This window comes from Actinoplanes sp. NPDC026619 (genome assembly GCF_040638295.1).
Taxonomy (GTDB): domain Bacteria; phylum Actinomycetota; class Actinomycetes; order Mycobacteriales; family Micromonosporaceae; genus Actinoplanes.
The window spans coordinates 648,930-668,408 of sequence record NZ_JBEZYA010000001.1 but is presented as its reverse complement, the minus strand read 5'-3'; the positions used below and the strand labels follow the sequence as shown (position 1 = coordinate 668,408).

The 19,479-nt window shown below is 69.7% G+C and carries 18 protein-coding genes and 1 pseudogene; 13 read left to right on the top strand and 6 right to left on the bottom strand.

Annotated features, from left to right (window positions below; translation table 11 throughout):
• The first annotated feature begins 69 nt into the window (after nt 1-69).
• From AB0E90_RS03230 to AB0E90_RS03210, 5 genes are read left to right on the top strand one after another with little or no spacing between them, the layout of a single operon-like run.
• Complete coding sequence (locus AB0E90_RS03230; protein WP_360398447.1) at nt 70-1,197, top strand: ATP-binding protein; 1,128 nt, start codon at nt 70-72, stop codon at nt 1,195-1,197.
• Complete coding sequence (locus AB0E90_RS03225; RefSeq protein WP_360398445.1) at nt 1,194-1,658, top strand: roadblock/LC7 domain-containing protein; 465 nt, start codon at nt 1,194-1,196, stop codon at nt 1,656-1,658. Before AB0E90_RS03230 ends, AB0E90_RS03225 begins: the two co-directional genes overlap by 4 nt.
• Before the next feature lie 12 nt (nt 1,659-1,670).
• On the top strand, nt 1,671-2,051 hold the full coding sequence (locus tag AB0E90_RS03220) for a DUF742 domain-containing protein (protein ID WP_360398443.1): 381 nt from the start codon (nt 1,671-1,673) through the stop codon (nt 2,049-2,051).
• A gap of 19 nt (nt 2,052-2,070) precedes the next feature.
• The gene (locus AB0E90_RS03215; protein WP_360398441.1) at nt 2,071-2,652 is read left to right on the top strand and encodes an ATP/GTP-binding protein; all 582 of its coding nucleotides are present in this window, start codon (nt 2,071-2,073) and stop codon (nt 2,650-2,652) included.
• Nucleotides 2,645-3,895 (top strand): styrene monooxygenase/indole monooxygenase family protein, encoded by a 1,251-nt coding sequence (locus AB0E90_RS03210; protein ID WP_360398439.1) that lies wholly within the window; start codon nt 2,645-2,647, stop codon nt 3,893-3,895. The genes AB0E90_RS03215 and AB0E90_RS03210 overlap by 8 nt, the downstream gene beginning before the upstream one ends.
• 9 nt (nt 3,896-3,904) lie before the next feature.
• Here the strand turns inward: AB0E90_RS03210 and AB0E90_RS03205 are convergent, their stop codons facing one another.
• On the bottom strand, nt 3,905-4,201 hold the full coding sequence (locus tag AB0E90_RS03205; protein WP_360398437.1) for a hypothetical protein: 297 nt from the start codon (nt 4,199-4,201) through the stop codon (nt 3,905-3,907).
• 189 nt (nt 4,202-4,390) lie between these two features.
• Between AB0E90_RS03205 and AB0E90_RS03200 the strand changes: the two genes are divergently transcribed.
• Genes AB0E90_RS03200 through ugpC form a run of 4 tightly spaced genes read left to right on the top strand, consistent with a single transcriptional unit; the run spans nt 4,391 to nt 8,608 of the window.
• Nucleotides 4,391-5,641: an ABC transporter substrate-binding protein gene (locus AB0E90_RS03200; protein ID WP_360398435.1), complete on the top strand. Its 1,251-nt coding sequence runs from the start codon at nt 4,391-4,393 to the stop codon at nt 5,639-5,641.
• Nucleotides 5,638-6,582 carry a sugar ABC transporter permease gene (locus AB0E90_RS03195; RefSeq protein WP_360398433.1) on the top strand — a complete coding sequence of 315 codons (945 nt, stop codon included), beginning with the start codon at nt 5,638-5,640 and terminating at the stop codon, nt 6,580-6,582. Before AB0E90_RS03200 ends, AB0E90_RS03195 begins: the two co-directional genes overlap by 4 nt.
• Nucleotides 6,582-7,400, top strand: a complete 819-nt coding sequence (locus AB0E90_RS03190; RefSeq protein WP_360398431.1) for a carbohydrate ABC transporter permease — start codon at nt 6,582-6,584, stop codon at nt 7,398-7,400. Before AB0E90_RS03195 ends, AB0E90_RS03190 begins: the two co-directional genes overlap by 1 nt.
• A 5-nt stretch (nt 7,401-7,405) precedes the next feature.
• Complete coding sequence (gene ugpC / locus AB0E90_RS03185) at nt 7,406-8,608, top strand: sn-glycerol-3-phosphate ABC transporter ATP-binding protein UgpC (RefSeq protein WP_360398429.1); 1,203 nt, start codon at nt 7,406-7,408, stop codon at nt 8,606-8,608.
• A gap of 417 nt (nt 8,609-9,025) precedes the next feature.
• Here ugpC and AB0E90_RS03180 read toward each other — a convergent pair.
• The 3 genes and pseudogenes from AB0E90_RS03180 to AB0E90_RS03170 form a co-directional block, all read right to left on the bottom strand.
• A pseudogene (locus AB0E90_RS03180) lies at nt 9,026-9,447 on the bottom strand (DUF4291 family protein).
• Between the two features lie 143 nt (nt 9,448-9,590).
• Nucleotides 9,591-11,405 carry an anthranilate synthase family protein gene (locus tag AB0E90_RS03175; protein ID WP_360398427.1) on the bottom strand — a complete coding sequence of 605 codons (1,815 nt, stop codon included), beginning with the start codon at nt 11,403-11,405 and terminating at the stop codon, nt 9,591-9,593.
• 167 nt (nt 11,406-11,572) lie between these two features.
• Nucleotides 11,573-11,809, bottom strand: a complete 237-nt coding sequence (locus tag AB0E90_RS03170; RefSeq protein ID WP_360398425.1) for a hypothetical protein — start codon at nt 11,807-11,809, stop codon at nt 11,573-11,575.
• Between the two features lie 211 nt (nt 11,810-12,020).
• On the opposite strand from AB0E90_RS03170, the gene AB0E90_RS03165 reads away from it, so the two are divergent.
• A complete protein-coding gene (locus AB0E90_RS03165) occupies nt 12,021-12,395 on the top strand; it encodes a response regulator (protein ID WP_360398423.1) in 375 nt (124 codons plus the stop codon).
• A 10-nt stretch (nt 12,396-12,405) separates the two neighbouring features.
• Nucleotides 12,406-13,260 (top strand): HAMP domain-containing sensor histidine kinase, encoded by an 855-nt coding sequence (locus AB0E90_RS03160; protein WP_360398421.1) that lies wholly within the window; start codon nt 12,406-12,408, stop codon nt 13,258-13,260.
• Here the strand turns inward: AB0E90_RS03160 and AB0E90_RS03155 are convergent.
• Nucleotides 13,244-13,876, bottom strand: a complete 633-nt coding sequence (locus AB0E90_RS03155) for a DUF3159 domain-containing protein (protein WP_360398419.1) — start codon at nt 13,874-13,876, stop codon at nt 13,244-13,246. The genes AB0E90_RS03160 and AB0E90_RS03155 overlap by 17 nt on opposite strands.
• A gap of 33 nt (nt 13,877-13,909) precedes the next feature.
• The gene (locus AB0E90_RS03150; protein ID WP_360398417.1) at nt 13,910-15,391 is read right to left on the bottom strand and encodes a GGDEF domain-containing protein; all 1,482 of its coding nucleotides are present in this window, start codon (nt 15,389-15,391) and stop codon (nt 13,910-13,912) included.
• 355 nt (nt 15,392-15,746) lie between these two features.
• On the opposite strand from AB0E90_RS03150, the gene AB0E90_RS03145 reads away from it, so the two are divergent.
• A complete protein-coding gene (locus AB0E90_RS03145) occupies nt 15,747-17,315 on the top strand; it encodes a methyl-accepting chemotaxis protein (protein WP_360398415.1) in 1,569 nt (522 codons plus the stop codon).
• Nucleotides 17,316-17,417: 102 nt separating this feature from the next.
• Entirely contained in the window at nt 17,418-19,436 is a 2,019-nt protein-coding gene (locus tag AB0E90_RS03140) for an endo-1,4-beta-xylanase (protein WP_360398413.1), read from the top strand.
• Nucleotides 19,437-19,479: the final 43 nt, after the last annotated feature.

Genomic DNA, 19,479 nt, shown 5'->3' with positions numbered 1-19,479 from the left:
TTCTCTGTGGAACGATAGCGTTGCGCCGGGCCAAAACGCGGGACCGGCCGCACTCTAGGGAGACGGATCTTGAGCTGGTGGAGCAGGTGGTGGGGGCGCGACGACGAGCTCACCCCACCGCACGCGGACCCGGCGCCGCCGGTGACCGGTGTCGCCGCCGTCGCGGCGGTCGTGCCCGTCGGAGTTCCGCCGGTGGACCCGTGGCGCCCGCTGGCCGGTGAGTTCGCCCTGCGCCTGCTGACGCTGACCTGGGAGGCGGTGCACCACGTCGGCGCGGCCGAGGAGGGCGAGCTCGACCCGCAGCGGCAGGCGCTGCTGTTCCGGATCGACCACACCATCACCCGCACGCGACGGCTCGCGGAAAACCTGCGGGTGCTGACCGGCGAGACCGTCGAAGACCCGGCCGACCGGCAGACCATCTCGCTGCAGGACGTGGTGCGGGCCGCGGGCGCCTCGGCCGAGCACTACGAGCGGATCGCGTTCGGCCCGATCACCGACCTTGCGGTCGCCGCGGACGCGGCCGACGACGCCATCCGCATCCTCACCGAGCTGATCGACAACGCCGACCGTTACTCCCCGCCGGACGAGCAGGTCAGCGTGGCCGCGCACCTCACCGGCGACGGGGAGGTGCTGGTGCGGGTGGAGGACAACGGCATCGGCATCCCGCCGGAGCGGCTTCAGGAGATCAACTACCTGTTGTCGCGGGAGTCGGCGCTGCGCGACGCCGATCTGCAGCCGTCCCGGGTGGGACTGCCGGTGGTGGCCGTGCTCTCCCGCCGGCATCCGGGCCTGCAGGTCCGGGTGACGTCCCGCAGCGCCGGCGGCACCGTGGCGATGCTGCTGATCGGCGCCGAGCTGCTGTGCGAGGTGCCGATGGCCCGTGAAGAAAGCGGCCCGGCGGCGCCGCGACAACAGACCTTCGACCTCGACCGTACGGCGATCCTGCCGGTCACGGTTCCTCGTCCGGAAGCCGAGCCCGGACCGATCGCCGGGAGCAAACCGGCCGCCGGTGGCCCGCCACCGTTGCCGCGCCGCACCCCGGCCAGCATCCGGGTCGTCGAGCAGCCGCCCCCGGCCGCCCCGCCCGCCGCTTCCTACCGCACGACCTGGCACGACGACGCCGAGGCGTTCAACGCCGGCATCGACGCCGCGAATCGTGACCAGCTCACCCCCTCCCGCAAAGGACCCGCAGCATGACCCAGCACGGCTCACCCACAGGCGACCCGATGGGCCGCGTGACCTGGCTGATCGACCGGCTGATGCAAGAAGTGCCGACGATCCGGTACGCGGTGCTGATCTCGGCCGACGGCTTGCACCTGGCGACGGCCGGCGAGCTCGACCGGGACCGCGCCGATTCGGCGGCCGCTCTCACCGCGGGCTTCCTGTCCATCACCCGCCAGTTCGGCGGCGTGTTCGGGCTCGGCCCCGCCCCGGAAAACCTGACCATGCGCTACCCGGGCGGCCACCTGGCCTTTCTGCGCATCGACGACGCGGCCGGCGAGTTCGCGGCCGCGCTGATCGTGGCCGGCTCGCCACAGACCCAGATCTCCGCGCTCGGCTACGCGATGTCCTCGTTCAGCGCCGCCGTCGGGCACGCGCTCACCCCCGAGATCCGGCACGGGCTGCACCGGCAGACGCTGCCGACCCCGGCGTACTGACGAGGCGGACCGATGACCACTCACCCCGGCTACGCCCGGCACTGGAAGGTGCGCCCGTACATGCGGGGCGCTCCGTCACGGGCGAGCATCGGCCGGCGCCCCCTGCTGATGCACACCCTGGTGTCCACCGGCGGGCGGTACAACCCGATGCTGGCCGCGACCCTGGCCCCGGCGACGCGCCGGCTCTACGAGGCCGCGCAGACGATGTGCTCGGTCGCCGAGCTGTCCGCCCACTCCGGCCTGTCGCTCGGGGTGACCCGTGTGCTGGTCAGCGATCTGCTCAAGACCAACGAACTGGTTCTGCACGACGATCGCCCGGCCTTCGACATCCGACCGTCCAACGACCTGCAACTCCTGGAGAGACTTCGTGCCGGCCTCCGCAAACTCACCTGAGGTGCCGCAGCAGCGCTCGATGAGCTCGGCCAAGATCGTCATTGCGGGCGGGTTCGGCGTGGGGAAGACCACCGCGGTGGGGGCGATCTCGGAGATTCCGCCGATCAAGACGGAGTCGTGGATGACCGCGGCCGCCACCCAGATCGACAAGCTCGATCCCGGTGCCGAGAAGACGACCACGACCGTGGCGATGGACTTCGGCCGGGTCACGATCGACGACGCGCTGGTGCTCTATCTGTTCGGCACGCCGGGGCAGCCCCGGTTCTGGCCGATGTGGGACGACCTGGTGCGCGGCGCGGTCGGCGCGCTGGTGCTGGTGGACACCCGCAACCTCGAGCTGTCCTTCCCCGCGATCAACTACTTCGAACATGACGCCCAGGTGCCCTGGCTGGTCTGCGTCAACCTGTTCGACGGGGTCACCCTGCACTCCCTCGATGATGTCCGGGAGGCGCTGTCGCTGCCGCCGCACGTCCCGTTGATCGCCACTGATGTCCGGTTCCGGCGCAACGTCGCCCAGGCCCTGCTGGCCGTGGTAGACCACGCTTACGCGTCCGCCACCCCCACACCGGACAGCAGCACTCAGGAGGCTCAATTTGCGTAGGATCCTCATCGTCGGCGCCGGTCAGGCCGGGCTCCAGCTCGGGCTCAGCCTGCGCGCGGAGGGCTACGACGTGACGATCATGTCGGCCCGCACCCCGGACGAGATCCGCGAAGGCTGGCCCACCAGCACCCAGGCCATGTTCGATCTCGCCCTGTCCACCGAGCGCGCCTACCAGCTCAACCACTGGGAGTCGCAGGCGCCGCAGATCCAGGGCCTGAACATTCAGCTGTCGGCGCCGCCCGGCGAGCTCGCCCTCGACATCGTCGCCCCGCTCGACCGCCCGGCCCAGTCCACCGACCAGCGCATCAAGATGGCCCGCTGGCTCGAGGACGCGGAGGCGGTCGGCATCGACGTCCTCTACCAGACCGTCTCGACGCAGGACCTGGCCGAGTTGACCCAGCTCGGGCGCTACGACCTGACCATCGTCGCGGCCGGCAAGGGCGATCTGGTGGCCTCGTTCGACCGCGACCCGGAGCGGTCGCCGAACACCGCTCCGCAGCGCGGGCTCGCCGTCGCGTACGTCAACGGCCTCGCCCCCGACCCGAAGTGGCCGGAGCCGCACGTCGGGTTCCACGCCATCCCCGGCCTCGGCGAGCTGTTCGTGATTCCGGCCCTCACCCACACCGGGCCGTGCGACATCCTCTTCTGGGAGGCCGTCCCGGGTGGCCCGCTCGACGCGTGGGCGGGCGTCCACCACCGGATGCCGCCGGCCCAGCACCTGTCGATCACCCTCGACCTGATCCGGCAGTACCTTCCGTGGGTGGGCGACCGAACCGGCGCCGTGGAGCTGACCGACGCCAAATCCACGCTGCACGGGCGGTACACCCCGACGGTCCGCCGGCCGGTCGCGCAACTGCCCGGCGGTGGCCTCGCGCTCGGCCTGGCCGACGTCGTCATCGCCAACGACCCGATCACCGGCCAGGGCAGCAACACCGCCGCCAAGGCCGCCTACCACTACCTGCGGGCCATCCTCGAGCGCGGCGAGAAGCCGTTCGACGAGCCGTGGATGACCGGGGTGTTCGAGTCGTTCTGGACCGCGCACGGGCAGGCCGTGACGAACTGGACGAACGCGTTCCTGGGGCCGCTGCCCCCGTTCGTGCAGCAGGTTCTCGGCGCGGCGGCGGGCAACGAGGTCATCGCCCGCCGCTTCGCGAACGGCTTCAGCGACCCGAACGACTTCTTCCACTGGATGATGGACCCGGACAAGTCGGCGGCCTACCTGGCCGAGGTCGGCGCCGCATAGCGCGACGGCTCAGCGCGGGCGGGGAAGATCGCGGGTGTCGGCCCCGGCGACGATGTTCTCCGCCACGTGCCGCAGCTGGTCCGGGTCCGGGTGGAATCCGTCCGCGATGTCGTGGTGCAGGCCCGCCTTCGTGCGCTCCAGGATGGTTGCCGTCACCTGGTCGATGTCTTCCCCGGCGTACGTCTGCTTGGTTTTCTCGGTTGCTGCCTGCAGGGCCGAGGTGAGCTGTTCCTCGAGTGGGCCGCGCAGCTTCGCCTCAACCCCGTGGAGGTGGCTCGGGTCGAGCGTGACCTGCGGATCTGACATTTCTCCTCCAAGAGAAACACTCCATGAACGACTCGGCGCGACGCGGATACCCATCCGCGCCGCGCCCTGAAACGCGGTGACCAGCCTAGACCGGCACGATGCATTTCTGGTTTGTTTCGTGACCGTGCGGGGCAGGAAAGCCACTGGCTGTTCAAGTGATGGAGATCACTTCGGCCGGTTGGAGGGTCAATGACGACACGAAGGGTCCTGGCGGCCACCGCCGCACTCACCCTGGCCGCCCCGCTGGCGGCCTGCGGATCCGACGAGGGCGGCCCGCCCGTCCTGAACTTCTACAACTCCCCGGTGCAGAACATGCAGTCGGTGGTCGACCGCTGCAACACCGAGGCGGCCGGGAAGTACCAGATCTCTTACCAGGTGCTGCCGCGTACGGCGGACGATCAGCGGGTCCAGATGGTCCGCCGGCTCGCCGCCAAGGACGACAGCATGGACATCCTCGGGATGGACGTCACCTGGACCCAGGAGTTCGCCAGCGCGAACTGGATCCGGGAGCTCACCGGGGACCTCAAGAGCGAGGTGGAGAGCCGGACGCTGCAGCCGGCGGTGGCCTCCGCCCAGTACAACGGCAAGCTGTACGCGGCGCCGAACAACACCAACGTGCAGCTGCTGTGGTACCGCAAGGATCTCGTCCCGACCCCGCCGAAGACGTGGGCCGAGATGATCCAGATGTCCCAGCAGCTCAAGGCCGAGGGCAAGCCCTACCAGGTGATGACGATGGGGGCCCAGTACGAGGGCCTGGTCGTCTTCTTCAACAGCCTGGTCGCCAGCGCCGGCGGGCACGTGGTCGACGACGCCGGCAAGAAGGCGGTGATGGACCAGGGCACGGTCACCGCGCTGCAGACCATGAAGACGTTCGCGACGGCCGGGGTCACCAGCCCGTCCTTCTCGAACGCGATCGAGGACGACGTACGCCGGGCGTTCCAGGACGGCGGCGGCGCGTTCGAGCTGAATTGGCCGTACGTGTGGGCCTCGATGCAGGAGGACGCGCCGGACCTGGCCGCGAAGGTGGGCTGGGCCCGTTACCCGGCGATCGACGCGAACACCCCGAGCCAGACCACGATCGGCGGCTCCGAGCAGGCGGTCAGCGCCTACAGCAAGCACCCCGACCTCGCCTTCGAGGCGATCAAGTGCCTGCGCGGGCCGGAGAGTCAGCTCTACCTCGCGGTCAACTCAGGGCAGGCGCCGTCGATCGAATCGGTCTACGACGATCCGTCGATGGCCAAGGCGTACCCGATGAAGGAGACGCTGCTGGAGGAGCTGAAGACGTCGGCGCCGCGGCCGCGGACCCCGGCGTACCAGAACGTCTCGACCGTGGTGGCCGCCGAGCTGTCGCCGCCGTCGGCGATCGACCCGCAGCAGACCGCGGAGACGTTGAAGAGCTCGATCCAGGACGCCATCGACTCGAAGGGGGTGCTGCCATGACCGTCAGGGAGAAGGTGCGGATCCCCGCGCAACGCGGCTCCAAGCCGAAGCCGGTGCTCAGCGAGGGCAAGAAGCAGGAACGGCGGCTCGGCTGGCTCCTGTGCGCGCCGGCCGCGATCGTGATGGTCGCGGTCACGGCGTACCCGATCATCTATTCGGTCTGGTTGTCCTTGCAGCGCTACGACCTGAAGTTTCCGCAGGACCGGGAGTTCGTCGGGCTGGCGAACTACGTGACCGTGCTGTCCAACCAGTACTGGTGGACCGCGTTCGGCGTCACCGCGCTGATCACGGTCGTCTCCGTCGCGGTCGAGCTGGTGCTCGGCATGGGCCTCGCCCTGATCATGCACAAGACCCTGGTGGGTCGCGGTCTGGTCCGCACTTCCGCACTTATTCCGTACGGCATCGTCACGGTCGTCGCCGCCTTCTCGTGGCGGTACGCGTGGACGCCCGGCACCGGTTACCTCGCCAACCTCGTCAGCCCGGACGGCGCGCCGCTCACCGAACGGGCCAGCGCGCTCGCCATCGTGATCTTCGCCGAGATCTGGAAGACCACGCCGTTCATGGCGCTGCTGCTGATGGCCGGCCTGGCCCTGGTGCCGGACGACCTGCTCAAGGCGGCCTCGATGGACGGGGCCAGCTGGTGGCAGCGGTTCACCAAGGTGATGCTGCCGGTGATGAAGCCGGCCATCCTGGTCGCGCTGCTGTTCCGCACGCTCGACGCGTTCCGGGTCTTCGACAACATCTACGTGCTCACCGGCGGCGCGAACGAGACGTCGTCGGTGTCGATGATCGCCTACAACAACCTGATGAAGGGCCTGAACCTCGGCATCGGCTCGACGATGTCGGTGCTCATCTTCATCACCGTCGCGATCATCGCGTTCATCTTCGTGAAGCTGTTCGGCACGGCGGCTCCCGGCAGCGACGACGGAACGAGGCGATGATGGGCGCAAAGATTCGCTGGGGCGTGCTCGACGCCATTGTGGTCATCTTTGCTCTGGTTCCGGTCCTGTGGATCGTCTCGCTGTCCTTCAAGACGACGCCGACACTGACTGACGGCAATTTCATTCCTCGCGAGTGGACCTGGGACAACTACCAACTGATATTCAAGACCGACCAATTTGTACGGGCCCTGATCAACTCGATCGGGATCGCACTGATCTCGACACTGGTCGCGGTGATTCTGGGGACGATGGCCGCGTACGCCATCAGTCGTCTTGATTTTCCCGGCAAGAAGGCCCTGGTCGGGGTGTCCCTGCTGATCGCGATGTTCCCGCAGGTGTCGCTGGTGTCGCCGCTGTTCAACATCGAGCGAAACACCGGGTTGTTCGACACCTGGCCGGGGCTGATCCTGCCGTACATCACCTTTGCTCTGCCGTTGGCGATCTACACGCTGTCGGCGTTCTTCAAACAGATCCCGTGGGATCTGGAGAAGGCCGCCAAGATGGACGGCGCCACTCAGGGTGAGGCATTCCGCAAGGTGATCGCGCCGCTCGCGGCGCCCGGGGTCTTCACCACCGCGATCCTGGTCTTCATCTTCTGCTGGAACGACTTCCTGTTCGCCATCTCGCTGACCTCGACCGAGCAGTCCCGCACGGTCCCGGTCGCGCTGTCGTTCTTCACCGGCGCCTCGCAGTTCGAGGACCCCACCGGCGCGATCTCCGCGGCGGCCGTCGTCATCACGATCCCGATCATCCTGTTCGTGCTGTTCTTCCAGAGGCGCATCGTCGCGGGCCTCACGTCCGGCGCCGTGAAGGGTTAAAAATCATGGCTGACATCGTTCTCGACAAGGTCACCAAGAAATATCCCGACGGCACGGTCGCCGTGCACGAGATCGACCTGGAGATCGCCGACGGCGAGTTCATCATCCTGGTCGGGCCCTCCGGCTGCGGGAAGTCCACCACCCTCAACATGATCGCCGGGCTGGAGGACATCAGCACCGGCGAGCTGCGGATCGGCGGGGAGCGGGTCAACGACCGGGCGCCGAAGGACCGGGACATCGCGATGGTGTTCCAGTCGTACGCCCTGTACCCGAACATGACCGTGCGGGAGAACATGGCCTTCCCGCTCCGCCTGGCCAAGCTCGACAAGTCGGTCATCGACCAGAAGGTCGGGGAGGCCGCCCGGGTCCTCGAGCTCACCGACCACCTCGACCGCAAACCGGCCAACCTCTCCGGCGGCCAGCGGCAGCGGGTGGCGATGGGCCGCGCGATCGTCCGGAACCCCAAGGCGTTCCTGATGGACGAGCCGCTGTCCAACCTGGACGCCAAACTCCGCGTGCAGATGCGCACCCAGGTCTCCCGGCTGCAGAAGCAACTCGGCACCACGACCGTCTACGTCACCCACGACCAGACCGAGGCGATGACCCTCGGCGACCGGGTCGTGGTCATGCGCGGCGGCTGGATCCAGCAGGTGGGCGACCCGCAGACCCTCTACGACCGGCCGCTCAATCTGTTCGTGGCCGGCTTCATCGGCTCCCCGGCGATGAACTTCGTGCCGGCCGCCGTCGAGGAGAACCTGCTGCGCACCCCGCTGGGCGACCTGCCGCTGAACGACCGCATCCGGACGGCACTCGCCGGGGCGGACGGCGCACGCCAGCTCATCCTGGGCATCCGGCCCGAGCATTTCGAGGACGCGGGGCTGGTTGAAGACCACCAGCGTGCGCGTGGTTTCGAGTTCACCGCCCCGGTCGATCTGGTCGAGTCGATGGGCTCGGACAAGTACGTCTACTTCCCGATCGAGGGCGAGCATGCCACGTCCGCCGATCTCGAGGACCTGGCCGCCGACGCCGGTGGCGCCGATCTGCCGCCGCAGGACAGCCTCGTGACCCGGCTGTCGGCGGAGTCCCGCGTGCGGAACGGGGTCGACGCCAAGATCTGGATGAACCTCGACAAGATCCACCTCTTCGATCCCCGAGACGGCCGCAACATCACCCTGACCGACGACAAAACCGGCGCCCACGCCGCGTAACGCTCCGCGCTCGATCTTGGGACTTTCCTGTTAGGAGCGCGCGGGAAAGTCCCAAGATCGAGATTTGGTGGCGCTAAGCAGCTCCGAGCCGCTCGGCCGCGCCCGCGCATCGCGCCGCGCCCGCGCATCGCGCCGCGCCCGCGCATCGCGCGCGCCCGCGCATCGCGCCGCGCCCGCGCTCGATCTTGGGACTTTCCTGATAGGAGCGCGCGGGAAAGTACCAAGATCGAGAATTGGCGGCACCCGGGCGGGCGATATGCACGATATATATTGATTTTCTGGGCCGCCCACCGACTGGAATGTGAGGGCGGCGTCCAAAATGCAGGATCGACGGCGGTATGTGGGATCACGTCCGCCATGTGAGAGCGCCCGCCATCATGTGGAACGACAGCGGCGAACCAACCGGCGTTGCAGGGTCTAAACGGCTCCGAGCCGCTCGGCCACCTCGGCCGGCAGCGGGTAGGCGGTTTCCGCCGGCAGTAGTCCGGCGGCGGCCTCTGGATTGCCCGCGGTCAGGTGGGAGTGGATCGTATGAGCCAGGTCCGTCACGTCGGTGATGTTGACCAGCCACTCGTCTACGTAGCTGTCGACGGCCTTGCCGGACAGGCCCACCTGGAGCGAGCGGTACGGGAGTGGCGTCAGCTGCAGTGAGCGTTCTGGGTCCCACTGCACGCGCACCGACGTTGATTTCACCTCGCGCGCCCATGTTCGCGCTTGAACGGCGCCACGAATCGGCCGGCGGCCAGGGCCGGCTGGGCGATTTCCGGTGGGTACGCCTGATAGACGGTGATCGTGTTGTCGTCGTAGCCGGCGCGCACCTGTCGAAGAGGGATGTTCATGCACGGCATGATGACCGGCCTCGGTGCGCCACGGCACCCGGTTATCCCCGGATGGTCCCGAGCCGCCCTGCTGATTTCGGGATGTGGGCCGGTGGTCCAAGCGGAGGCTCTCGATCCCCTTGAACCACCGGCTTCAACGTTTGCTACCCGTTCGAGGCCGGGCTAACCACGCCGGACATCAATGGCGGAAGAAGCTCGGCCAGGATCGCCACGCCGTCGCGGCTCAGGACCGACTCGGGGTGGAACTGGACGCCGGCGAAACCGGCGCCCCGCAAGGCGTGCACGGTTGAGTCGTGGGGGTCGCGGGCGATCTCGACCGGGCCGTACGGGGAGACCAGCAGGTCGGTGGGGGCGACGGCGGCGAAGCTGGAGTAGAAGCCGACCCGGCGGGGGTGGCCGAACATGTCGATGTCGCGGGCCAGGCCCTGGTAGGGGGCGTCGCGGCGAGCCAGGGGCAGGCCCAGCAGCACGGCCAGGATCTCGTGGCCCAGGCAGACGCCCAGGGTGGGGATGTCGGCAGCCAGCAGACCGGCCGTCAGGTCGCGCATCGCGGCCATCTTGGGGTCGGCCGGGTCCGACGGGTCGCCGGGGCCGGGGCCGACCACGACCAGGTCGGCCGGCACGATGCCGGTTACGGCCGCGTGCCACGGCATCACCGTCACGGTCAGGCCGAGCGCCTTGAGCTGGTGCGCGAGCATCGCGGTGAAGGTGTCCTCGCCGTCGACGATCAGCGCGGTCCTGCCGTTCAGGGACGGGATGGTCAGCGCGCCGGGGGCGCGGGAATCCAGCCAGAAACGCGCGAGATCCGTGTTGCGGGCGGCGAGCGCGGCGCGTACCTCCGGGGTCTCGCCTTCCGGCCGTACGCCATGGGGAGCGGAAGGCGTCGCACCCAGCGCGGCCAGGATCCCGGCGGCCTTGGTGTGGGTCTCGGCCACCTCGCCGGCCGCGGTCGAATGCCGGACCAGGGTGGCGCCGACCGGCACCCGCAGGGCGCCGTCGGGGGAGATCTCCGCCGAGCGGATCAGGATCGGCGCGTCCAGCGTCTGCCGGCCCTGGTCGTCGTGGCCGAGCAGGGCGAGGACGCCGGCGTAGTAGCCGCGGCCGCGGCGTTCGTGGCGGGCGATCACCCGGCAGGCGTTCTCGATCGGGCTGCCGGTGACCGTCGGCGCGAACATCGTCTCGCGCAGCACCTCGCGCACGTCCAGCGAACCCCGGCCGGCCAGCAGGTACTCGGTGTGCGTCAGGTGGGCCATCTGCTTGAGGTACGGGCCGGCCACCTGACCGCCGTGCTCGGCGACCGTGGCCATCATCTTCAGCTCCTCGTCGAGGACCATGTACAGCTCCTCGATCTCCTTCGGGTCGGCGAGGAAGTCCACCAGCGAACCGCTGCCGTGCCGGAAGGTGCCGCTGATCGGGTTCATCATGGTGAGCCCGCCGTCCACGCTGACGTGCCGTTCGGGGGTGGCGCCGACGATCGTGCGGGCGCCGGTGTGCACCAGGAACGTCCAGTAGGTGCCCTGCTCACCGGCGAGCAGCCGGCCGAACGCGGCCCGGGCGGCGGCCACCGGGTCGCCCTCGACGGAGGCCTCGTAGACGCGGTGGATGACGAAGTTGGCGCCCTCGCCGTGGCCGATCTCGTCGCGCAGGACGGTTTCCACGATCTCGCCGTATTCGTCGTCGGAGAGATCGAAGCCGCCGGGCCGGATGGTCAGCGGGCCGGCCGGGAACGCCGACAGCGGCTCGGTGCGAGCGGAGGTGACCAGCAGGCATTCCAGCGGGCTGCCGTCGTCGACGCAGTCGAAGCCGCGCTCGGCGATCTGCCGGTAGGGGATCACGGCGAGGGTGGGCAGGCCGTCGCGGATCGGGATGTCGGCGAGGGTGGCGACCGTGATCACGTCGCCGGTGAGCACCTCGACGTGGTCGGCGCCGTCGCGGTGGAGCAGGGCGAAAGGCTGCATGGCTGGTCCTTTTCCTCAGGCGCCGCTCCGAGGAAGGCCACACGAAAACGGCCGCCTCGGGGAGGCGGCCGCGTGGGTTGGTTACGCGCGGGTGGGTGTGGCCGCCGGTCTGGCGGGCCACCACATGCTCAATCGCGCGTGCATGGCGACGAGCATAAGGGCACAGGTCAGAGGAAAGCCAGGCGTACGGCGCGGCGCGCCCAGAGCATCCGGTCGAGCGCGCAGTCCGGGTGCTCGCCGAACTCCTGCGCGACCAGTTCGGCGCAGCGGTCCTCGCCGAGCCGGTCGACCGTGTCGGTCACCGCCTCCCGGATGATCTCGGGGCTCGGTCGCTGCGACCGCTGCACGTACGACAGGAACAGCGCATCCGTGCGGACTGCTTCCACTTCGACCAACGCGTTCATCGGTTCCTCCTGCCGGGGCGGTCGGCGGACGTTCGTGCAACCAGAACACCCGCTCCGGGATGCAGGTGCGATGCGCTGAGGTTGCGAGTTGGTTGCGGCGCTAATGCCCGGTATAGCGGCTGACATTCGCCGAGCAACCGCTACACGCCGAAATAACGGGATATGGTGCCGAAAGGTAGCGAAAGCTGAGGCAGCCCCGAGGAGTAAGCCCGTGACGGTGGTTCTGGTCGCCGACGACGACGCCGACATCCGTGACCTGGTGGCGTTCAAGCTGGAACAGGCCGGGTTCGACGTGATCGCCGTCGAGGACGGTCAAACCGCCCTCGAACAGGCCCGCAGCCGTCAGCCCACGCTGGCGGTGCTGGACGTCTCGATGCCCGGCCTGTCCGGCATCGACGTCTGCCGCATGCTGCGCTCCGATCCGGCGACCGCCGGAATACTGATCATCATGCTCACCGCCCGGGTGCAGGAGCAGGACGTCGAGGGCGGCTTCAGCGCCGGCGCCGACGACTACGTGACCAAGCCGTTCAGCCCACGCGAGCTGGTGTCACGCATCCAGGCGCTACTGAGCCGCGCCCGGGCCTGAGAAGCGCCCGATGCGACCCCCGGTGTTCGGTGGCCGGGCCTGCGCCGCGGCGTTTCTCGCCGGGCTGGCGGGCGGGGGTGCGCTGGGCGCCGTCGCGGTGGCCCACCTGGTCAGCCGGCTGCAGAGCGAGGGCGATCATTCGCGCCGCAACGAGGAGCAGTTGCTGGCCCGGCTGGCCGCGCTGGACGCCGCCAAGAACGACTTCATGGCCACCGTCTCGCACGAGCTGCGCACCCCGCTGACCAGTATCTCCGGCTACGTCGAGCTGCTGCGCGACAGCGAGCCGGAGGAGCTGACCGACGCCCAGCGGCGGATGCTCGAGGTGATCGCCCGCAACGCCCGGCGGCTCCGCGAGCTGATCGAGGACATCCTCACCCTGTCCCGGATCGAGTCGGGCGGCTTCTCCAGCGAGCCCGGCGACGTGGACCTCGCCCAGGTGATCGAGAAGGCGGTCGTGGCCATCGCCCCGACAGCCGAGAAGGCGTCGGTCGGGCTGCACTGCGACGTGCGCGGCCCGCTGCCGCTCCGTGGCGACGGCATGCAACTGGACCGGGTGCTGGCCAACCTGCTCGCCAACGCGGTGAAGTTCACCGCGCCGGACGGCACCGTGACGATCCGCGCCGAACGGACCGGCGAGCACACCCTGCTCGTGGTGGCCGACGACGGCATGGGCATCCCGGCCGCCGAGCAGACCGCGCTGTTCGACCGGTTCTTCCGGGCGACCAACGCGATCCGTCAGGCCATCCCCGGCACCGGCCTGGGCCTGGCGATCTGCCAGAAGATCGTGGACAACCACGGCGGCTCGATCGAGCTCGCGTCGACCGAGGGCGTCGGCACCACCGTGACGGTCAAATTGCCTCTGTAGGGTGCCGCAGGCCCGGGTGATCGGCGGGCAGGGTCTTGCGGATCACCCACCAGCTCACCGCGAGGCAGGCCGCGATCAACGGCCAGGTCAGGGCGACCCGGGCGACGCCGAGCGCGACCACCTGCCCGGCCGCGTAGAGCGGGAGGAAGATGGCCACCCGGATCACGTACTGCAGGACCCAGACCCAACTGGCGAGGCTGTACGACCGGAGCAGTGACGGGTCGCGCCGCCATCGCGTCTTCTGCCCGAGCACGGCGCCGACCACCACGCCCAGCAGCGGCCAGCGCAGCACGATGCTGACCGCCCAGGCCAGCGCGCTCGCCGCGTTGCTCAGCAGCTGGAGCAGGAAGAAATCCTCGGCCTTGCCGGTGCGCAGCGCGATCAGCGCGGCCACGCACACGCCGAGCAGGCCGATCAGCACCGCCCGGGGCTTGTCGCCGTGTCGCAGCCGCCACCAGCAGACGACCAGCGCGCAGGCCACCGCCACCGCGGCGCCGGCCCAGATCGAGCGGCCGCCGGCCAGCCAGCCGACCACGAAGCCGGCCGCCGGAAGGGTCGCGTCGATCGCCGCCCGCCGCCCGTTGAGCAACTCCGCCAGCGACTCCGGCTGCGCCATGCCCGACCCCTGCCCCGAGAAAGTTAGGACAGCCTAACGGAGGGCGGGCTCGCGCTCTTTCCGGTGGGCGGCCTTCTGCGCGTACATCGCCGCGTCGGCCCAGCCGATCAGGGTGTCGCGGGCGATGCGCTCGCCGCGGGTCGCGGTGGCCGCGCCGGCCGAGACGCCCACCCGGACGCTCGCCGCCCCCATCGCGATCGGCTGTCCCACCAGGGCCGTTGCCTGCTGCGGCAGATCCTCCGGGGCCGGGCCGCGGCGCAGCAGCACGAACTCGTCGCCGCCGATCCGCCCGACCACGTCGCCCTCGCCGGCCGCGTCGGACAGCCGGGCGGCGACCGTGCGGAGCACGACGTCGCCGGCCTGGTGGCCGTAGCGGTCGTTGACCGGCTTGAACCCGTCCAGGTCGAGCAGGATCACGGTCACTTCGTCGAGCGCGCCCCGGTCGAGGTCGGTCAGCGCCCGGTCGATCTCGGCGGTGATGTGCCGGCGGTTGGCGAGGCCGGTCAGCTCGTCGTGCAGGGCGTGGTGGGCCAGCGTCTGCTCGGCCTGGTTGCGCAGCAGCGACATCTGCCGCAGCCGCAGCAGCACCAGCGGCACCGCCAGCATCGAGCACACCGGCAGCACCACGCTGGCCACCTCCTCGCCGCGCAGCCCCTGGATCATGGCGGTCAGCGGGTTGGCGCAGAGCGCGATGCCGATCCAGAGCAGCGGCGGCCGGGTGCTCGGCTTCTCGGGCGGCTGGTCCGGGTCGGTGATCTGCGGGGTGGCCGGATGCACGGCCGCGGGGGCGAGGGTGAGGTACGCGCTCATCGTGATGATCGCGGTCCAGGCGGAGCTGCCGTGCTGGGCGGTGAGCGTCCCGGCGATGTGCCCGCCCAGGGTCGCCGTGCAGCAGAGCAGGAGATAGCCGATCGGCCCGCGGGCCCCGGTGGCCCGCCGCCCGACCCGGGCCAGGCAGGCGAGCACGGCGGCGAGCATGGCCACGTCGGTCAGCGCCAGCATCTCGCCGACCAGGGTGGCCGAGCTGGTCAGGCGGGGCGCGATCAGCCAGGCCCAGGCCGGGCCGGCCACGCACACCCCGAGCAGGGCGGCGTCGAGCAGGCCGGCCAGGTCGCCGATGCCCCGGCGGCGCAGGGCGCCGGCCGCGCCGGCCAGGAAGAGCAGGTGGGCCGAGGCGATGCCGAAGTCGGCGGCCCGGCCCTCGGCCCGGCCGAAGTGGTGGCCGGGCACCCAGTCCGACCAGAACGCCATGCTCGCGGCGAGCAGCACGACGCCCGCGGTGGCGATCACCCAGGGGCGGCCCTTGAGATGGCCGGTGGCGAGGGCGGCGCCGAAGGTGGCGACCGGGACGAGCGTGGCCATCGCGAAGATCACCACGCGCAGGTGGGGACCGGCCAGCGCGTACGCGATCGCGGCGAGCACCGTCCCGGCCAGCGTCACGGCGTGCACCGTCCCGGCCAGCGTCACGGCGTGCACCGGCCAGGCCGGTCCGGCCGGCCGCGGCCACCTCGTCATCGTCTTCCCCCGTTCGCTGAACCGCCCATCGGCGGCCGGGGGCCTAGCTTGAGCGGAATCGCGCGGTGAGCAGGATTCCGGTGATCAGCGCCAGCTCGCCCAGGTTGCCGAGCCAGGGCACGGTGGTGGCGGCGCCCGCGAACATGGCCGCCGCGCCGAGGGGACCGGCGGCCCGGCCGCGGCCGCGTTGACGTAGCGCAGCCGGGCCCGATCGCGGCGCCGGCCGCGATGACCAGGTTGTCCCAGCAGAGCGCGGCGGCGACGACGGCGTTCCCGAGAGTAGAGCGGCTCAGCCGCCGCCCGTAATGGCCGATGGGTGGGAGAGATGGGCGAAACGCGAACCTTGGGAGCACTGATGGGCAACTGGTCGGTTCGCTGGAAGATCAGCAGCCTTGTCGTGGTCGGCGTCCTGCTGGCCGGGGTCCTCGGCCTGACCGCACAGGTGGGGGTCTCCAAGCTGATCGCCAGCGCCAAGACCCAGGACAACTTCCGTCAGGTCAGCCTGCTGCTGGAGAAGCTGGACACCGACGCGGCCAACATCGACAGCTTCGTCAACGCCAACCTCGCCTTCCCGTCGCAGACCAAGACCTTCATCGACGGGGTCGCGCCGTACGTGGCGGCGGGCGACCAGATCGTGGCCGCGCTGCAGAAGAAGTCGCTCGGCCAGACCGACGCGGCGACCGTCGACACGCTGGACGCGTCGTGGGCCTCGTTCACCAGCTCGGCCCAGTCGATGCAGCAGCAACTGCTCAAGACCGTCCCGGCTGCCACCTACTTCAAGATCGGCGGGGACCTGTACGCGGCGTACGCGGCCTTCTCCGCCCAGCTCACCAAGGCCTCGAACACGATCGACGCGGAGGCCACGGCGGCCGCGAAATACCGTACCGGCCTGATCAAGAAGGTCCGCTGGGTCTTCGCCGGCGTCCTGGCCGGCGGCATCCTGATCCTGATCGTGTTCGGCTACCTCGTCGGCCGCGGCATCATCCGGCCGCTGAGCGGCGCGGTCGCGGCGCTGAACCGGGTCGCCCAGCGCGACTACACGGTCGACGTGCCGGTCGGTGGCCGGGACGAGATCGGCCAGATGTCGACGGCGCTCAACAACGCGATCGCCGACATCCGCGACGCGATCCGCACCATCGCGAACGGCGCCCGCTCGCTGACCTCGGCGTCCGAGCGGCTCACCGTGATCAGCCACGACGTCGACTCGTCGTCGGAGCAGACCTCCGGCCAGGCCGGCACGGTCAGCGACTCGAGCATCCTGGTCTCCGAGCGGGTCCGGGAGGCAGCGCAGGGCGCCGAGCAGATGACCGCGGCGATCCGCGAGATCTCCGGCAACACCACCACGGTCGCGCAGATCGCGCAGAGCGCGGTGCACACCGCCCAGGAGACCACCGCGGCCATGTCGAAGCTGTCCGCCTCGACCGACGAGATCGGCAACGTGATCAAGCTGATCACCTCGATCGCCGAGCAGACCAACCTGCTGGCCCTGAACGCGACGATCGAGGCGGCCCGGGCCGGCGAGTCCGGCAAGGGCTTCGCCGTGGTGGCCAGCGAGGTCAAGGACCTGGCGCAGAACACCACCCGGGCGACCGAGGACATCGGCAAGCGCATCGCGGCGATCCAGGGCGACACCGGCACCGCGATCGACGCCATCGGCCGGATCGCCGACGTGATCGACGAGATCAACCAGTACCAGGGCAGCATTGCCGGCGCGGTCGAGGAGCAGACCGCGACCACCAACGAGCTGAGCCGGCTGTTCGACGACGCCGCCCACGGCGCGAACGCGATCAACCAGTCGATCGAGCGGGTGGCGGCCACCGCGGCCCAGACCGCCGGCGGCGCCGCCTCCACCCGTCAGGCCGCCGCCGAGCTGACCACCCTGGCCGCCGACCTGAACGGCGTGGTGTCCCGCTTCCGGGTCTAGGGCGGGCGGGGCCGCGGGGGATTGTTCTGGGAGCGCTCCCATGTAACGATGACGCTCAATTCGTCATCCCCGCGTAATCACCCACCCCCGAAGGAGCCGCAGATGCGTGCTCTCACGCGGCTGTCCGTCGCCACCGCCGTCCTCGCGGTCTCCGTCGCCGCGATCGCCGTCCCGACCCATGCGGACGCGGCCGACACCCCCGCCCCCGTCACCGTCATCTCGAAGGACTTCGAGGACAACACCGTGCAGGGCTTCACCGGCCGCAACGCCGAGGTCCTGGCCGCCAGCACCGCCCAGGCGCACGGCGGCACGCACAGTCTCAGCGTCACCGGCCGCACCGCCACCTGGAACGGGCCGGCGCTGAACGTGCTCGACACGTTCGTCAAGGGGACGTCGTACACCATCTCGGTGTGGGTGCGGATGGCCGACACCTCGGACAATGCCCGGCTCAGCATCGAGCGGCAGCTCGGCGGCGTCGCCTCCTACGAGACCGTGGTCGGCAACACCGCCGTGACCAGCGGCAGCTGGGTCAACCTCAGCGGGCGCTACACGCTGTCCACCGACGTCGACGTGCTGAAGTTCTACGTCGAGACCGCTTCCACCACCGGGTCGCTGTTCCTCGACGACGTCACGGTCACCTACACCCCGGCGGTGCCGATCCAGACCGACATCCCGAACGTCAAGAGCGTGGTCACCGAGTTCCCGGTCGGCGCCGCGATCACCGGCGCCGAGATCCTCGGCGAGCACGGGCAGTTGCTGAGCAAGCACTTCAACTCGGTCACCCCCGGCAACGCGCTCAAGTGGGACGCCACCGAGCCCACCGAGAACACCTTCACCTACACCCAGGCCGATCCCCTGATTGCGTACGCCAAGGCCAACGGTCTCGCCATCCGGGGTCACACGCTGGTGTGGCACAACCAGACCCCGGCCTGGGTGTTCCAGCGGGCCGACGGCACCGCGATGACCGGCACCGCCGACGACAAGACGCTGCTGCTCGCCCGGCTGACCAACCACATCCGCAACGTGGCCGGGCACTACGGCAGCTCGATCGGCACCTGGGACGTGGTCAACGAGGTCATCGACGAGTCCCAGTCGGACGGCATGCGCCGCAGCTCCTGGTTCACCATCGCCGGCCTGGACTACATCCGCACGGCGTTCACCGTCGCCCGCGAGGTGCTGCCCAGCGCGAAGCTGTGCATCAACGACTACAACACCAACGTCGCGGCCAAGCGGGACGCCCTCTACAACCTGGTCTCCACGCTCAAGGGCGAGGGCATCCCGATCGACTGCGTCGGGCACCAGATGCACATCAACGTGAGCTGGCCGACCACCGCCGACACCGAGGCGATGATCCAGAAGTTCGTCCCGCTCGGCGTCACCCAGCAGATCACCGAGATGGACGTCAGCATCTACACGTCCAGCTCGGAGACCTTCCCGACGCCGCCGGCCGACCGGCTGCTGTCCCAGGCGTACAAGTACCGCGACATGTTCGCCCTGTTCCGCAAGTACGCGTCGGCGATCTCCTCGGTGACGCTGTGGGGCCTGGCCGACGACAACACCTGGCTGGACACCTACCCGGTGAGCCGCAAGGACGCGCCGCTGCTGTTCGACACGACGCTGCAGGCCAAGTCGGCGTACTGGGGCGTGGTCGATCCCACCAAGATCGGCACGACCACGACGCCGACGACCGCACCGACGACGGCCACAACTTCGGCCACGACGTCACCCACGGTCGCGCCGACCAGCTCCGGCACCGGCAACCCGACCGACTACCCCAGCCCGAGTCAGTCGTCGGGGGCCAATTCCTGCTCGATCACCTACCGGGTGACCGGTAGCTGGCAGGGTGGCTTCCAGGGCGACGTGAAGATCACGAACACCGGCACCGCGGCGTACGCCACCTGGCGGTTGAACTGGCAGTTCGCTGCCGGTCAGACGATCACCCAGGTGTGGAACGGCTCGGTGACCCAGAACGAGAACTCGGTCGCCGTCTTCAACGCGTCCTGGAACGGCGTGGTGCCGCCCGGTGGCTCGGCGTCCTTCGGCTTCCTCGGCTCGTGGACCGGCAGCAACCCGGCGCCGACCTCCTTCTCGATGAACGGGAACGTCTGCAGCGTCGCCTAGTTCGACGTACATCGATATGCTGCGCGAACGGTCCTCCGCCACA

What these genes read in the sequence shown, in the direction of transcription:
- AB0E90_RS03225 (WP_360398445.1), top strand. Translation starts at nt 1,194, where the DNA reads ATGACCCAGCACGGCTCACCCACAGGCGACCCGATGGGCCGCGTGACC.
- AB0E90_RS03220 (WP_360398443.1), top strand. Translation starts at nt 1,671, where the DNA reads ATGACCACTCACCCCGGCTACGCCCGGCACTGGAAGGTGCGCCCGTAC.
- AB0E90_RS03215 (WP_360398441.1), top strand. Translation starts at nt 2,071, where the DNA reads ATGAGCTCGGCCAAGATCGTCATTGCGGGCGGGTTCGGCGTGGGGAAG.
- AB0E90_RS03205 (WP_360398437.1), bottom strand. Translation starts at nt 4,201, where the DNA reads ATGTCAGATCCGCAGGTCACGCTCGACCCGAGCCACCTCCACGGGGTT.
- AB0E90_RS03200 (WP_360398435.1), top strand. Translation starts at nt 4,391, where the DNA reads ATGACGACACGAAGGGTCCTGGCGGCCACCGCCGCACTCACCCTGGCC.
- AB0E90_RS03195 (WP_360398433.1), top strand. Translation starts at nt 5,638, where the DNA reads ATGACCGTCAGGGAGAAGGTGCGGATCCCCGCGCAACGCGGCTCCAAG.
- AB0E90_RS03190 (WP_360398431.1), top strand. Translation starts at nt 6,582, where the DNA reads ATGGGCGCAAAGATTCGCTGGGGCGTGCTCGACGCCATTGTGGTCATC.
- ugpC (WP_360398429.1), top strand. Translation starts at nt 7,406, where the DNA reads ATGGCTGACATCGTTCTCGACAAGGTCACCAAGAAATATCCCGACGGC.
- AB0E90_RS03175 (WP_360398427.1), bottom strand. Translation starts at nt 11,405, where the DNA reads ATGCAGCCTTTCGCCCTGCTCCACCGCGACGGCGCCGACCACGTCGAG.
- AB0E90_RS03170 (WP_360398425.1), bottom strand. Translation starts at nt 11,809, where the DNA reads ATGAACGCGTTGGTCGAAGTGGAAGCAGTCCGCACGGATGCGCTGTTC.
- AB0E90_RS03160 (WP_360398421.1), top strand. Translation starts at nt 12,406, where the DNA reads ATGCGACCCCCGGTGTTCGGTGGCCGGGCCTGCGCCGCGGCGTTTCTC.
- AB0E90_RS03155 (WP_360398419.1), bottom strand. Translation starts at nt 13,876, where the DNA reads ATGGCGCAGCCGGAGTCGCTGGCGGAGTTGCTCAACGGGCGGCGGGCG.
- AB0E90_RS03150 (WP_360398417.1), bottom strand. Translation starts at nt 15,391, where the DNA reads ATGACGAGGTGGCCGCGGCCGGCCGGACCGGCCTGGCCGGTGCACGCC.
- AB0E90_RS03145 (WP_360398415.1), top strand. Translation starts at nt 15,747, where the DNA reads ATGGGCAACTGGTCGGTTCGCTGGAAGATCAGCAGCCTTGTCGTGGTC.
- AB0E90_RS03140 (WP_360398413.1), top strand. Translation starts at nt 17,418, where the DNA reads ATGCGTGCTCTCACGCGGCTGTCCGTCGCCACCGCCGTCCTCGCGGTC.